Below are 14,436 nucleotides of genomic sequence, written 5' to 3'. Positions count from 1 at the left end.
AGACAGACACACAACCTGTCGAGGTTTTCATTCAGGCGCGAGCAGTTCATCGCGCGTCAGGCTGAAATCAGAGGCAATCCAGCGCGCCTGCAAGTCCTTCAGTGCGCGGCCCAGCGCCGGCCCCTGAAGCGCGGGCATCAGATCTTTTGCTGTGACGGGAAATTCCGCGCCAGCCCCGCGTGCGACAGCCGCGATCTCATCGGCGTCCGGTACAAATCCGGCCACCGCGCCGCGCTGGATCAGGGCCGCCACCGCAATTTCCGCCCCGAACTCCCAGCCAAGCGCGCCCGCCGGTGCACCGTTCCATGCGGCGTCACTCATGTCGCTGAGTGACCTGGCATGCTTACGGCTGAGACGCAGCCGGTCAGGCACATCTGTGCCCCCAAGCACAGCAAGACGCAAAAGCGGGTCAGGTGCGAGTCGCATCTGCGCCTCAAGATGTATAGCTGGCGCAAGGAACCTATCATCCGCACCGGGCAGGATACGGCCCAGAACACCGGTCTGGCGCATCACGGAAACAGCGGGGGCCGGGTCCGGGGCCTGTAAAAGGCGCAGCACCTCATGACCCACCCGCTCGGCAGAAAGCGTTTCAAGGCCATCCGTATTGGCCGCTATGGCGCTGAGCGCGTCGGGGTCAAAGCCCGCCGTCGCCGGCGCATACCAGGCATGGAACCGGAAGAACCGCAGAATACGAAGGTAATCTTCTTGGATACGGCGGTCAGGATCTTCGATGAAGCGGATTCTGCGTGCAAGACAATCCGGCAGGCCGCCCAGCGGATCCACCACACGACCGTCCGGCGTTGCATAAAGCGCGTTCATTGTGAAATCACGCCGCCGCGCGTCCTCGGCTATGTCCGTTGAGAATGAAACCACCGCGCGCCGGCCGTCGGTTTCAACATCCCTGCGGAACGTCGTCACCTCAAATCCGAGACTTCCGGACACGACGGTCACTGTCCCGTGGTCTATGCCCGTCGGAACCGCGCGGAGCCCAGCGTCTTTTGCAAGACGCATGACTTCTTCGGGCAGTACATCCGTTGAGAGATCTGTGTCGCCGCCATCTTTCCCAAGCAGCGCGTCCCGGACACATCCACCCACAAAATAGACACGCCCGCCCCCGGATGATACCGCCGCACAGACTTTCTGCGCATCCGGGTCGCTCAGCCACGTGGTCTGCGGCGGGATCAGAGTTTCATCTGTTCGGTCCATGCCCTGAGCATACGCGCAGTCGCACCCCAGATGTAATAGGGTCCGTAAGGAACGGTATAATATGACCGCATCTGACCGCGCCAGCGCCGGCCTTCGATCCGGAAACTGTCCGGGTTGAGGACATGGGCCAGCGGTACATGAAAGACCTCGTCTACCTCGCCCGGTTCCGGCCTGATCTCGAATTCAGTCGTCACGCGGGCGATCACCGGTGTGACCTGAAAACCCGTGACCGTTTCATGCGCGGGCAGCGTCCCCAGTATTTCCGCAGCGGTCCGTGGAAGACCAACTTCTTCTTCGGCCTCGCGCAAAGCGGCGGCTGTGACATCTTTGTCGCCATCATCCTGCTTGCCGCCGGGAAACGCGATCTGCCCCGGATGGTGCTTCAGCGCGGACGACCGTTTGGTGAGCAGAACGGACAGCGCATCGTCCGTCCCGGTGATCGCAACCAGCACACCAGCCGGACGCAGCCTGCGCCCCTCAGGAAGAACCGTTTCAGGATTGAGATCAAAGTCAGATGAAGGCGGACCCGGACGGCTCAGCGCCGCCCGGATCCGGTCTGTGTCAGGCGTCATCGCCAGCCTGTTCTGCCTCGAAACCCACTGATGCAGGGTCCAGGTCATAATGTGCACCACAGAACTGACAATCCGCAGTAACGCGCCCCTCTTCGGTGGTCATCTTCTCAATGTCGCGGGCGGAATAGATCGACAGGCTCTGACGCACACGATCTTCCGAACATGTGCACCCGAACCGGACGGTCTGCGCGTCATAAACCCGTGGCTGTTCCTCATGAAACAGGCGCAGCAGCAGATCGTTTGGCGGCAGCGTCGGCCCGATCAGCTCGATGTCCTCGACCGTATCCAGCAGGACGTTCACGCGTCTCCAGTTTTCCGCCTCGTCATCCTGGACCAGATCACCGGCTGTCAGAACAGAGCCCGTTCCCTCGCCGGTGGCGACGAACGGTGATGCCTTGGGCATGTGCTGAAGCATGATGCCACCTGCGCGCCAGTGCTCTCCGACTCCGGGTTCTGTGGATTTGCCATAGCTCAGCGAGAACCGCGTCGGCAATTGTTCGGACTGCGCAAAATAGGCCTCGGCACAGGACGACAGCGAGGCGCCGTCGAGCGGGGTAATCCCCTGATACGGCGTCATGCCTTTACCCTGGTCGATCATGATCGCGAAATAGCCTTCGCCCACCTGTTCAAACGGCGGGGCATCCGTAAGACGGTCCGCGTCATAGCTCGCATAGGCACGGATACGCGCCGGACCACCTTCGGTCTCGGGACCATAGTAGTCTGTTGCGATCATCCGCACGGCACCCTTGGACTGGACCTGCAACTGGAGTTTCCAGCGCAGCTTGATCGTCTGACCGATCAGCGCCGTCAGCAGGGCCATCTCAGCCACAAGTGCTTCCACCTGAGGCGGATAATCGTGCTGGCTGAGAATACCGTTCAATGCACTGTCCAGCCGCGCAACGCGGCCGCGCATATCACTGGCGTCGAGTTGGAAAGGCAGGACGGTGTCGTCCCACGCGATTTGCTGTCCATGTGTCATTGGGGTTTCCTTATCAGCCGTTGCCTGGCATACCCGCGTCCATATATGGGTCCGGGCCCGGTTGAAAAGAGGGTGAGCCAGAATGATACGACGGGTCGGCCATGCGGCGGACGCAGGTCAGCGCTATGTTGTGAGGCCGGGTGCCTATGCAATCCTACCTTTGAAAGACGGGGTTCTTCTGACATGTCAGCTTTCGGATATTGTCGATGTTCAGTTGCCAGGCGGTGGAATCGACCCGGGCGAAAGCCCTCTGCAGGCTCTGCACCGCGAGGTCATGGAAGAAACCGGCTGGCGGATTTCACACCCCAGGCGCCTTGGTGCCTTCCGGCGGTTCGTCTTTATGCCGGAATACGACATCTGGGCCGAAAAAGTCTGCCATATCTTTCTGGCCCGCCCGACCCGCCAGACAGCAGAACCGTCAGAGCCGGATCACGCAACCCTTGTGCTGAGCCCTTCAGAAGCCGTTGATATGCTTGGAAACGACGGCGACCGGATGTTCGTGCAGCGTTACTTTGGCGCTGTATGACCACTGTATTCAAACAGGATGCCTGAGACATCATCTGGGAATTCGTCGATGCCGGCAAACTCTGACAGTTTCCAGACAAGCGATTCCAAAAAGGCCGTGCCTTCCGCGTCGCCCAGACCTGCGAGCATCTCTTCCAGCCCGTCCTCACCCAGCATTTCGCCATCACCGGCGGGACATTCGGTTACGCCATCGGACAGGATAAGCAGACGGTCACCGGGGTTCAGCTGAACCTCGAACTGCGAGAATGTCACACCGGACATAAGACCGACCGGAAAACCGCCGGTACCATCCTGCTCCATTGAACCATCTGCACGCAGGACCACAGGATGCGGGTGCCCCGCCTGACCCATCACAACATGTCCGTTGGCCAGATCAATGTCCGCAAGGATCAGCGTGAAATAATGTTCGGTCTCCATTTCATCGAGGACCAGTTCATTCAGCGTTTCAATCGCTTCGGCGGGCGGGCGCGACCGGTAAGTACCGTCGGCTGTTTTTTCGAGCGCGATGTTCTGATCCGGTGCGCTGCCGGAGAGGTAGCCAGCCAGGCGTGCCGTCATCAGCGCTGAGCTGATACCGTGGCCCGAAACATCAATTGCAAAGAGCCCCAGATGACCGGGCGCAGCAGGATAAAATCCAACAAGATCACCACCCACATGGCCGCTTGACCGCAAGAACAGCGAAAGGTCACCCCCTTCAAAGGAACGGTTTTTTTCTCGGATCAGAGACTGCTGAAGCTTCTTGGCCTCCAGAAGGTCACCGTCGAGGGAATCGTAGAGACGCTGCAATTCGTCCAGCGTTTCGCTGATGACGCTGTTTTTCATCGTCAGTTCGCGCTGCATCGTCAGGATGCGTTCGCCCGCGGTGATGCGGGCGCGCAGCTCATTTCCGTCAACAGGTTTTGTCAGGAAGTCGTCTGCACCGGAATCGAGACCTTCCGCGATTTCGTTCTTCTCGCTTTTGGAGGTGAGCAGGATGAAATAACCATACTGATCACTGGTCAACTTTCTGAAAGCGTTACAGAATTCAATCCCTGACATACCGGGCATAACCCAGTCGCTGATCACAATTTCAGGCTGTTCCGCGTGGCAAAGCTCCAGCGCTTCTTCTCCGGATGCGGCCTCGATCACATTGAAGCCCCACCGCGCCAGCAGACTGGTCAGGATTTTACGCTGCAGCCGGCTGTCATCAACAACAAGAACGAGACGCGTCTGCGCCTCGTCATCTGATGTTGATGTATCTGGACCGTTAGGCAGGAAAGCCGGCATTCGAGTCTCTGTTCACATGTGTTCAGTGCGTGAGTAGTGACCCCGCGTTAAGGACAGGTGAAAGATAAAATTCTAGTGGAAACGCCGTTTCCGCTAACCTTGGGTTAGGACTCAGCAAGGCAGTGTTTCAGGCGCATATGCGTGGAGAAAACTATGATTGACTGGGATCGCGTTCGCGCACTGCGCGAGGAGGTCGGGACAGAAGACTTTGAGGAAGTCGTTGAACTTTTCCTCGATGAAGTCGATTCCGAAATTGAGAACCTCGACCAGAACTGCACCAATCTTGGCGAAAAACTGCATTTTCTGAAAGGCAGCGCGCTCAGTCTTGGTTTCCGCAAGTTTTCCCACCTTTGCCAGGAGGGCGAAGCAGGCGTTTCCGCGGGGGGTGGCGATCAGATCGACGTACCCGCACTGCTCACCTGTTATCAGGCGTCCCGGGACGATTTTCTGGAAAACCTAACAACTGAAGTTTCCGGTCAGACGAGCCTGTAGAGACCGCCCGGACCCTCAGCTTCCAGAATATCGACTGCTTTCCCGCGCAGTTTCTGCATACCGGCAATCCACCGGTCATGGTCCTGCGCGCGCCTGATTGCAAAGGACCTCACGTCTGGATGCGGCAGGATCAGAAAATCCCCCGCCATGGCGCCGTCGACAATCACACCGGCAACTTCATCCGCTGTGAGCAAACTTTCACCTGTCTGCGCATCCTCATCGGTCAGTCCGATCAGCGGCGTTGCCACATACTGCGGGCAGACAACACTGACCGAGATGCCCTGATGACCATGCGTAATGGACAGCGATTCTGCGAAACTGACCGCCGCCTGTTTGCTTGCAGAATAGGCCGCGTCCCCGATCTGGTTCAGCAACCCTGCCGCCGAAGCAACCGTTATAAAACCTCCCGAACCCCGCGCCAGCATCTCGGGAAGAACCGCGCGTGCTGCAAAAACCTGCGCCATCACGTGAACTGCGAAACTCCGTTCCCAGACCGCGTCCGGCGCGGACGCTACATGATCCGGCTGGTGCCCCATAAAGCCAGCGTTAGAGACAAAAATATCGACAGAGCCGAACCTGTCACGAACCGCGTCACACAACGCAATGACATCGGCCTCGCGTGTGACATCGCAGGCGAAACCGTCACAGGACAGACGACCGGCTTTCTGGTGAACGACTTCCGCATCAAGGTCCGCGATCGTCACCTTTGCACCCAAACGGATCATCCGGGCCGCCAAGGCTGCACCAATACCGCTGGCACCGCCGGTAATCACAACTGATTTTCCCGCGAAATCCATACCCGCTCAGATCACGAACTGCGCCAGCGTCTCATCATTGGTGATGTCGGTATACGTGAACCCCGCATCATCAATACGCTGGAACATTTCTGCGAAATTCTGCGGCTGATCCGTTTCTATCCCGATCAGCACGGACCCAAAGTTACGGGCTGACTTTTTCATATACTCAAAGCGCGTGATGTTGTCCTGCGCACCGAGTGTCTGGAGAAAATCCTTTAGCGCACCCGGCCGCTGCGGCAGCCTGAGAATGAAGTACTTCTTGAGACCCGCATACCGCTGTGCGCGTTCCTTGACCTCGGGCAGGCGTTCAAAGTCAAAATTGCCACCCGAAGCGACACAGACAACCGTCTTGCCCCGGATCAGGTCGGCAATTTCGCTCAGCGCCTCGACCGCCAGCGCACCCGCCGGTTCGAGCACGATGCCCTCAACATTCAGCATATCCACGATCGTACCGCAGATGCGGTCCTCAGAGAGATGCACGATTTCCGACGGGCTCACATCTTTGAGCCGGGCAAAGGTCTTTTCACCCAGTTTCGCGACTGCCGCCCCATCGACAAAACTGTTGATCGGCGACACATCCACCGGTTTGCCCTCTTCAATCGCTGCGCCCAGACTTTTGGCCCCGGACGGCTCGACAAAGGTGTATTCAGTCTCTGTCCCGAAGAAACTGCGCACACCCGCAGAAAGCCCGCCGCCGCCGACGGGCAGCACGACGCGATCGGGAATACGGCCAAGTTGCTGTTCCGTTTCTGCGGCGACAGACGCCTGGCCTTCGATCACGTCCTCATCATCAAAGGGCGACAAAAAGTGCGCACCGGCCTCGGCGCAGAATTCCTGGGCCCGCGCCAGCGTCTGATCAAAATAGTCGCCAACCATGCGCACTTCGACAAAGTCACCACCAAACATCCGGGTCTTCATGACCTTCTGTTCCGGCGTGGTCACCGGCATGAACACAACCCCTCGAACGGCGAAATGCCGGCACATGAACGCAACACCCTGCGCATGATTACCCGCACTGGCACAGACAAACATGTCATGCTGTGGGATGACCTTGCGCATCGCATTGAACGCACCACGCAGCTTGTAAGATCTGACCGGGCTCAGATCTTCACGCTTCAGCCAGATGTCGGCTTTGTAGCGGGCACTTAACAGATCGTTGCGCATCAGCGGGGTAGCAGGAAAGACATCCCGCATTGCGGTCGCCGCTGCTTCAGCGCTTTTCCGGAAGGACTGGGTCATTCTGCTTCACTGCCGCATCACTACGGGAAGGGCAAGGAATACATCGGTATGCCTCAGGTCAGTTCCCGTTTCTCGATGTAAACACCGTAAAGGGTGGTGAGGATACTGACGTTGATCATGGGCAGAATAAGGAGGGACGCAAAGACTACGAGAAGGATCCCCAACACAGGAACAAAAGCCAACAGGGTAAAGGCTATCTGCACCACCAACTGAAACAACAACGACACAACCAGAAGAACGATGAACGTCCCGGTCTCGCCTTTGGTCGCTGTCCAGGCCTCGCCCATCCGGACCGGTTTGCCGACCGCAGACGCCGGCAGAATAATGGACAGGCGATAGAAGACGAGAGCAATGAACGGCATCAGCACAAGCAGGATCGGGAAACCAAGAAATGGCGCCGATCCCGCGAAAGCGGCCACGATAAACATAGCGGGAAACATAATCGCTGCTCCGACCAGTCCCAGCAGAAGACCCCGCCCCAGGTAAGCAAGAATTCTGTCGAACTGGAAAGGGGGCAGCAGCTGGTCAGGATATTCCTCCAGAAGGATAAACCTGTGCCACGCGACAGCGATCCAGAGCACGATGAGGAAAAAGATGGGAACAACGATGAAGGCTGCCAGAAACAGGAAATCTGCACTTGGTTTATGCGCAATGGTTCCGGCATTCTCATCAAATACTTCGCGCGGCACGCCAGCTACAAAAAACAGTGCAACAGTGGCAGCGACCGCAATCAGTGCCGGCCCGACCGTGATGTGAAGAACCTGTCTGAAGTTCCCCAGCACCATCCGCACAGAATGCGCAAAAATCTTCCATCCCAACACAACCCGGTCTCCTCAAAACTCACTAACAATCTCCGGAACGGTAAAACCGCATTTTGAGAGTGCGTCAATTCGCAAAACTTGCCGAGCGTTTCAAAAAGCGGTAGGGCGCTTTCCAAACCGAAAAGGAAGAATTCATGTCCGCGCCCAAGAAAGTTGTGCTCGCCTATTCCGGCGGTCTTGATACCTCAATCATCCTGAAATGGCTGCAGACCGAATACGGCTGCGAAGTGGTGACTTTCACCGCCGATCTGGGCCAGGGAGAGGAGCTCGAACCTGCCCGCAAAAAAGCGGAAATGATGGGCGCGACCGACATCTACATCGAGGACCTGCGCGAAGAATTCGTGCGTGATTTCGTATTCCCGATGTTCCGTGCAAATGCGGTCTACGAGGGCCTTTACCTGTTGGGTACGTCAATTGCGCGTCCGCTGATCTCGAAACGCCTCGTGGAAATTGCAGCGGAAACCGGTGCCGATGCCGTGGCCCATGGCGCGACCGGCAAGGGCAACGATCAGGTCCGGTTTGAGCTGGCCGCCTATGCGCTGAACCCGGACATCAAGGTGATTGCACCCTGGCGTGAATGGGATCTGTCGAGCCGCACGAAACTGATCGACTTTGCTGAAAAGAACCAGATCCCAATCGCCAAGGACAAACGTGGTGAGGCACCGTTCAGCGTCGATGCAAACCTGCTGCACACTTCCTCCGAGGGGAAGGTGCTGGAGGACCCGGCGGTTGATGCACCTGACTATGTTTACCAGCGGACCGTGCACCCCGAAGATGCGCCCGATACGGCGGAATATATCGAGATAGGGTTTTCAAAGGGCGACGCTGTCAGCATCAACGGCGAAGCGATGTCGCCTGCCACGGTCCTGACAAAGCTCAACGAACTGGGTGGCAAACACGGTTGTGGCCGTCTCGACCTGGTTGAGGGCCGCTTTGTGGGCATGAAGTCACGGGGCATCTACGAGACTCCGGGCGGTACTCTGCTACTGGAGGCCCACCGTGCCATCGAATCCATCACGCTCGACCGTGGTGCCATGCACCTCAAGGATGAACTGATGCCGCGATATGCCGAACTGATCTACAATGGGTTCTGGTTCTCGCCGGAGCGCACCATGCTGCAGGCCGCGATTGACGCGAGTCAGGAACACGTCGAAGGCACCGTGCGCCTGAAACTCTACAAAGGTCACGTCCGCACCGTTGGCCGCTGGTCCGACCGGTCGCTTTATTCCGAAGCACATGTGACGTTCGAGGATGACGCGGGCGCTTACGATCAGAAAGATGCGGCAGGCTTTATCCAGCTGAACGCACTGCGCCTCAAACTGCTGGCTGCACGGGACAAAAGATTGGAGCGTTGATGCTGGAAGCGCGGGAAGCACTTTCGCAACACCAGGAAACGCTCGAAGCTCTTACCGTCGATCCTGTTCAGCAGGGTTTCGTGGCAAGTAATGCAAAAACCTTTCGCCAGTGGCCGCATGAGAAGGGTGCTGAGGTTTTCGGGTTATGGGACGGCAGCATTGCTGTTGGGCTGATGGCCTGCATTGATTTGCGGAAGTCAGATGAACTGACGCCGGAAGATGATCCGGAAACTGCGTATCTTTGGCGTCTGATGATTGCCAAAGGTCAGCAACGCAAAGGATACGGCAGAGCGGCACTTGCCTTGTTTGAAAATTGGGCTTCGGCACGTGGGTTGGTCCGTCTCGAGACATCCGTCGTTCCCGGCAATACCGCCGCACGCAAGCTCTACACGTCCTTCGGATTTCTGCCAACTGGCAGGGTGATGGAGGGAGAGGACGTGCTTATCCGACCGGCAGCATCCGGATAAGCTTGGTGATTCATCGGGTGCGCGCAGCATCCAACAGAAGTTCATAGTGCGGCATGGCCTGCTCCAGCAGTTCGGCAAAACGGTTTTCCAGCTCGGGGAGCGGCCCTTCAGCTTCTGCAAATCCCGTACTATTATGAACGGCCCCATACCAGTGTTTAGCCCAGATACCATCTTCTGCGCGCGGCCCGGAACGCCAGCGCAGCATCATCGGATCGAACGGCAAACCAATAGCATCGCAGAGCCGCGTCAGCGTACCTTCCGGATCTGCGCGGATATCCGTACTGTCCACTACGACACCGCCTAGGGTATCAAAAACGCGGACCTGGTGTTCGAAACCAATATCATCCAGAGAGACTTCCGGATATTTGGCGGCATAACTGGCGATCACGCGGGCCGGATGGCGTATGAGGTGCACGTTCACACATTCCTGCGCCCAATCCATCGGAAATCCCGGCAGCATATGATGTGGCATATGCTTCATATAAAAATGCGGCGTCGTAACAGGCGCCAGACAGGCTCTGGCCACTTTTTCGGGATCGGTCTCATGTGCCGCAATGATTTCCTTGTCCATCGGATGCGAGCGGCCGGAAACTGCGAGACTTGGCGCGTAAAAGGGTTCATCCCAGACGGTGAAATCCCCCCGCGCCAGAAAACTGTACATCATGGCCGTCGACAGGTTCCGCGGCCCTGACCACATAGCAATTCGCATTCCCACCCCCGCACATTCCGAAAATGTTTCAGCACACGCAGGTCGGCACGCCTGCCTGTTACAAACCGACCGTAAAAACGGCCGTCGGCAATGCCAAGCCGTAAACTGTGCTCACCTGCGCGTGACATCACAGTCTGATGAATTGCCTGATCTCAGTTCGCGCTACACTTTGATCACAAAGGAGACCGAACATGCTGACTTTTTCCTCGCTGAAGACATACGCGCTGGCCGGAATGATTATGATCGGCTTTGCAGCCCAGGCAAAGATGGCCACTGCGGACGAACTGGAAACCCTGACCGTTGCCGGGGGCTGTTTCTGGTGCGTCGAAGCCGACTTTGAACGGGTCGATGGCGTGACCGGAGCCGTGTCCGGGTACACCGGCGGCACCGTGGAAAATCCGACCTATAAACAGGTCACCCGTGGCGGCACTGGTCATTATGAGGCGGTTCAGATCACCTATGATCCTTCAATCGTGTCCCGTGCCACTCTGCTGAACCTGTTCTTCCGTTCGGTTGATCCGACAGATGCCGGTGGTCAGTTCTGCGACCGTGGCGAGAGCTACAGAACCGCAATTTTTGCTGACACGCCGCAAGCTCAGGAAGAAGCAGCCGCGGCCAAGGCAAAAGCCGGCAAGGTGCTGGGCGCAACGATCGTGACACCGATCCTGCCTGCGTCGGAGTTTTACCTGGCCGAAGAGTACCACCAGGATTACTACAAATCGACCGATCTGGTGATCACCCGCTTTGGCCCAAAACGCAAAGCATCCGCCTACAAAGCATACCGGAATGCCTGCGGCAGGGATCAGCGGGTTCAGGAACTCTGGGGAGCTGACGCGCCTTTCCTGCCGAGCTGATCAGCGAAAAGTGAAATCCTCGATCTCTTTCAGATCGGGGATCACATCCGCAGTCCCCTCGCGCATCACCATCAGCGCTCCGGCTTTTGTTGCGAGGCCAATCGCCTGCGCCATCGGCATACCACGGTCGAGACCCGCAACAAGGTAACCGGTAAAGGTGTCCCCGGCGCCGGTTGTATCAACAGGATCGACCGGGATTGCCGGAAACGTGACAGGTTCCTGCCCTTTGCAAAACCAGACACAGCCTTCACTACCTTTGGTGACAACAACGTCATTGCAGGGCAAATCCCCCGGGTCAGAGCCTGTTTCCTGTGCAAGCTGCGCCGCTTCCACGGCGTTGAGAATCAACAGATCAACTTGATCAATGACCGCGCGAACAGCATCAGCGTCAAAAGGGGCTGCCGCATAAACGACGCGCATCCCAAGGCGTCCGGCCATCTCAACTGCGTCGGACTGGCAATTCGTTTCGTTCTGCGTGACCAGTATATCACTGGTGTGCGCAGTACTGAGCGCGGCGCCGATCATATCTGTGGTGATCCCACGGTTGGCCCCGGCCAGAAGAACGATTGTGTTCTCGCCCTGCGGATCGACACAGATGTTGGCGTGGCCGGTCGGCAGGTCAGAGATCACGATATGCCGGGTATCGACCCCGTATTCGAGCAACCGTTCCACGGCCCAGCGCCCGTCGGCGCCGACGGCACCGATGTGCACAACTCTGGCAGCGGCCCGTGCAGCGGCCACTGACATATTGGCACCTTTACCGCCCAGCCCGCGGATCATACTGCCGGCTGCAAGTGTCTCGCCCGCGACCGGCTGATGCGGGACCCGATAGACATTGTCGGCGTTGATTGAACCGAGGTTAAAGACAGTCATCAGCCGACCTTGCAGGCGGCAAGCACGGCCATGTTCAGAATGTCGTTTGCCGTCGAAACCGTTGAACAAATCTGGATCGACCCGTCCACACCAGCCAGAATCGGCCCGATGACAGTGGCACCCGCCATTTCCTGCATCAGTTTCACCGAAATGCTGGCGGAATGTCGTGCCGGTACCACCAGGATGTTTGCAGGCCCGGTCAGGCGGGAGAAAGGATAGGCTGACTGCGCCGTGGCGTTCAGAGCCACATCCACGGTCATCTCCCCTTCGTATTCAAAGGTCACGCCGCGCGCATCCAGCACTTCCGGTGCGCGCGCCATTTTCTCCGCCCGCTCCGACACCGGATAGCCAAAGGTCGAAAAGCTCACAAACGCAACGCGTGGTTCCAGACCCATGTTTTGCGCCACCGTTGCCGCGCGTTCCGCGATGGTGGCCAGATCTTCCTCATCCGGCCACTCGTGTACCAGCGTGTCCGCAATAAAGACAATCCGCCCCTTGTGCAGCAGCGCGGTGATGCCAACCGCCCCGTCATACTTCGAAGCATCGTAAACGTGGTTGATCCGGTCCAGAATATGCGCGGATTTACGAGTCGCACCCGTGACCAGACCATCGCCGTGCCCGTGCGCCAGCATCAGCGCAGAGAAAACATGGCGGTCCCGTGCGGCGAGGCGATGAATGTCCTGGGCATCAAAACCCCCGCGTTTGAGCCTGTTATAAAGAAAATTCTTGTAGGTATCGAGGTGGTTTGTATTCGCCGCGTTGACGACTTCGATCTCGCGCACGGCATCCGGCATGCCGGCCTTTTCCAGCTTGGCCTTCACATCGTCCTGTCGGCCAACAACCAGCGCTTTGCCGAGACCGGAACGCTGATACATCACCGCAGCGCGCAGGACACGCGGGTCATCACCTTCGGCAAAGATCATACGCGCCTGATTGGCACGCGCCCGGGCATTGATGCCGCGCAGAATGCTCGCCGTCGGATCCATGCGTGTTTTCAGGGAAAGTTCGTAGGCTTCCATGTCGATGATCGGTCGACGCGCGGCGCCCGTATCCATCCCGGCCTTGGCAACAGCTGGCGGCACGCGGTGAATCAGACGGGGATCGAACGGCGTTGGGATAATGTAATCCCGCCCGAAAGACAGGCTCTTGCCATAGGCCAGCGCCACTTCGTCGGGCACATCCTCGCGGGCCAGGTTCGCCAGCGCATGCGCACAGGCAATCTTCATCTCGTCATTGATTGCGCGGGCGTTGATGTCGAGCGCACCACGGAAGAGATACGGGAAACCAAGCACGTTGTTGACCTGGTTGGGATAATCGCTGCGCCCGGTGGCAACGATCGCGTCCGGCCGGACCTCATGTGCTTCTTCCGGGGTGATCTCCGGATCGGGGTTCGCCATAGCAAAAATAACCGGATTATCCGCCATACTCTCCACCATGGCCTGGGTCACGGCGCCCTTGACCGACACACCCAGAAAAACATCCGCATCTTTCATAGCTTCTTCGAGCGTGCGCAGTTCCGTCGCCACCGCGTGCCCGGACTTCCACTGGTTCATACCTTCGGTACGGCCCTGATAGATGACGCCTTTTGTATCGCACATAATACAATTCTGGTGCCGCGCGCCCATCGCCTTGAGCAGTTCAAGACAGGCAATTCCCGCAGCACCCGCACCGTTCAGCACGATGCGAACGTCCTCAATCTTTTTGCCCGAAATCTGCAGCGCATTGATCAGACCCGCAGCGCAGATCACCGCCGTCCCATGCTGGTCGTCATGAAAGACCGGGATATCCATCTCTTCCTTCAGGCGCTGCTCGATGATGAAACACTCCGGCGCCTTGATGTCTTCAAGGTTGATCCCACCAAACGTAGGACCCATCAGACGGACAGCATCCACAAAGGCATCGACGTCTTCAGTATCCAGTTCAATATCAATGCTGTTCACATCCGCGAACCGCTTGAACAGCACGGCCTTGCCTTCCATCACCGGTTTGGAGCCCAGCGCACCAAGGTTCCCGAGACCCAGAACAGCCGTGCCATTCGAAATCACCGCCACAAGGTTACCCTTGTTGGTGTAGTCGTAGGCGGTCTCCGGGTTTTCCGCGATCGCCTCGCAGGGCACCGCAACACCAGGAGAATAGGCGAGGCTCAGATCCCGCTGGGTTGTCATCGGCACAGTGGCCGTAATTTCAAACTTTCCGGGTGTCGGCTCGAGATGGAAAGCGAGCGCTTCTTCGGCTGTAACGCGGGTTTTCGACATGTTTTTCGGCCTTTGCTGACGTTCCG

General features: G+C 58.0%; 15 protein-coding genes. 5 read left to right on the top strand and 10 right to left on the bottom strand.

The features are described from left to right. Positions 1–27: 27 nt before the first annotated feature. Genes ACZ1HA_RS17455 through hslO form a run of 3 tightly spaced genes read right to left on the bottom strand, consistent with a single transcriptional unit; the run spans position 28 to position 2,757 of the window. Positions 28–1,206, bottom strand: coding sequence for a CCA tRNA nucleotidyltransferase (locus ACZ1HA_RS17455; protein WP_472714800.1), 1,179 nt, complete (start codon positions 1,204–1,206; stop codon positions 28–30). Next, on the bottom strand, positions 1,182–1,778 hold the full coding sequence (locus tag ACZ1HA_RS17450) for a CoA pyrophosphatase (protein ID WP_472714799.1): 597 nt from the start codon (positions 1,776–1,778) through the stop codon (positions 1,182–1,184). Before ACZ1HA_RS17450 ends, ACZ1HA_RS17455 begins: the two co-directional genes overlap by 25 nt. Then, a complete protein-coding gene (gene hslO / locus ACZ1HA_RS17445; protein WP_472714798.1) occupies positions 1,768–2,757 on the bottom strand; it encodes an Hsp33 family molecular chaperone HslO in 990 nt (329 codons plus the stop codon). The genes ACZ1HA_RS17450 and hslO overlap by 11 nt, the downstream gene beginning before the upstream one ends. A gap of 82 nt (positions 2,758–2,839) precedes the next feature. Between hslO and ACZ1HA_RS17440 the strand changes: the two genes are divergently transcribed. Further along, positions 2,840–3,283: an NUDIX hydrolase gene (locus ACZ1HA_RS17440; RefSeq protein ID WP_472714797.1), complete on the top strand. Its 444-nt coding sequence runs from the start codon at positions 2,840–2,842 to the stop codon at positions 3,281–3,283. On the opposite strand, the gene ACZ1HA_RS17435 is transcribed toward ACZ1HA_RS17440, so the two are convergent. Beyond that, positions 3,265–4,548, bottom strand: coding sequence for a PP2C family protein-serine/threonine phosphatase (locus ACZ1HA_RS17435; protein ID WP_472714796.1), 1,284 nt, complete (start codon positions 4,546–4,548; stop codon positions 3,265–3,267). The genes ACZ1HA_RS17440 and ACZ1HA_RS17435 overlap by 19 nt on opposite strands. A 153-nt stretch (positions 4,549–4,701) precedes the next feature. On the opposite strand from ACZ1HA_RS17435, the gene ACZ1HA_RS17430 reads away from it, so the two are divergent. Next, positions 4,702–5,040, top strand: a complete 339-nt coding sequence (locus tag ACZ1HA_RS17430; RefSeq protein ID WP_375229417.1) for an Hpt domain-containing protein — start codon at positions 4,702–4,704, stop codon at positions 5,038–5,040. Here the strand turns inward: ACZ1HA_RS17430 and ACZ1HA_RS17425 are convergent. The 3 genes from ACZ1HA_RS17425 to ACZ1HA_RS17415 are packed head-to-tail and all read right to left on the bottom strand — an operon-like array spanning position 5,025 to position 7,897. Next, positions 5,025–5,837 carry an SDR family NAD(P)-dependent oxidoreductase gene (locus tag ACZ1HA_RS17425; protein WP_472714795.1) on the bottom strand — a complete coding sequence of 271 codons (813 nt, stop codon included), beginning with the start codon at positions 5,835–5,837 and terminating at the stop codon, positions 5,025–5,027. The two genes, ACZ1HA_RS17430 and ACZ1HA_RS17425, sit on opposite strands and share 16 nt — an antisense overlap. A 6-nt stretch (positions 5,838–5,843) precedes the next feature. Beyond that, positions 5,844–7,076, bottom strand: a complete 1,233-nt coding sequence (ilvA, locus tag ACZ1HA_RS17420) for a threonine ammonia-lyase IlvA (RefSeq protein WP_472714794.1) — start codon at positions 7,074–7,076, stop codon at positions 5,844–5,846. Positions 7,077–7,129: 53 nt separating this feature from the next. Beyond that, on the bottom strand, positions 7,130–7,897 hold the full coding sequence (locus tag ACZ1HA_RS17415) for a hypothetical protein (protein WP_472714793.1): 768 nt from the start codon (positions 7,895–7,897) through the stop codon (positions 7,130–7,132). Between the two features lie 134 nt (positions 7,898–8,031). Here ACZ1HA_RS17415 and ACZ1HA_RS17410 point away from each other — a divergent pair, with 134 nt between their 5' ends. Both ACZ1HA_RS17410 and ACZ1HA_RS17405 read left to right on the top strand, forming a co-directional pair. Continuing rightward, on the top strand, positions 8,032–9,252 hold the full coding sequence (locus tag ACZ1HA_RS17410) for an argininosuccinate synthase (RefSeq protein ID WP_472714792.1): 1,221 nt from the start codon (positions 8,032–8,034) through the stop codon (positions 9,250–9,252). After that, positions 9,252–9,719, top strand: coding sequence for a GNAT family N-acetyltransferase (locus ACZ1HA_RS17405; protein ID WP_375229422.1), 468 nt, complete (start codon positions 9,252–9,254; stop codon positions 9,717–9,719). Before ACZ1HA_RS17410 ends, ACZ1HA_RS17405 begins: the two co-directional genes overlap by 1 nt. A 10-nt stretch (positions 9,720–9,729) precedes the next feature. On the opposite strand, the gene ACZ1HA_RS17400 is transcribed toward ACZ1HA_RS17405, so the two are convergent. Continuing rightward, positions 9,730–10,428, bottom strand: a complete 699-nt coding sequence (locus tag ACZ1HA_RS17400; protein WP_375229423.1) for a sulfotransferase-like domain-containing protein — start codon at positions 10,426–10,428, stop codon at positions 9,730–9,732. Positions 10,429–10,619: 191 nt separating this feature from the next. Between ACZ1HA_RS17400 and msrA the strand changes: the two genes are divergently transcribed. Then, positions 10,620–11,282, top strand: a complete 663-nt coding sequence (gene msrA, locus ACZ1HA_RS17395; protein WP_375229424.1) for a peptide-methionine (S)-S-oxide reductase MsrA — start codon at positions 10,620–10,622, stop codon at positions 11,280–11,282. Here msrA and ACZ1HA_RS17390 read toward each other — a convergent pair whose 3' ends face one another. Both ACZ1HA_RS17390 and ACZ1HA_RS17385 read right to left on the bottom strand, forming a co-directional pair. After that, entirely contained in the window at positions 11,283–12,155 is an 873-nt protein-coding gene (locus tag ACZ1HA_RS17390; RefSeq protein WP_472714791.1) for a ribokinase, read from the bottom strand. Beyond that, positions 12,155–14,410 (bottom strand): NADP-dependent malic enzyme, encoded by a 2,256-nt coding sequence (locus ACZ1HA_RS17385; RefSeq protein ID WP_472714790.1) that lies wholly within the window; start codon positions 14,408–14,410, stop codon positions 12,155–12,157. Before ACZ1HA_RS17385 ends, ACZ1HA_RS17390 begins: the two co-directional genes overlap by 1 nt. Positions 14,411–14,436: the final 26 nt, after the last annotated feature.

This window comes from Roseobacter sp. S87, from assembly GCF_055693285.1.
Note: the sequence above shows the minus strand (reverse complement) of the source record. Positions and strands in the feature narration are given on the sequence as shown.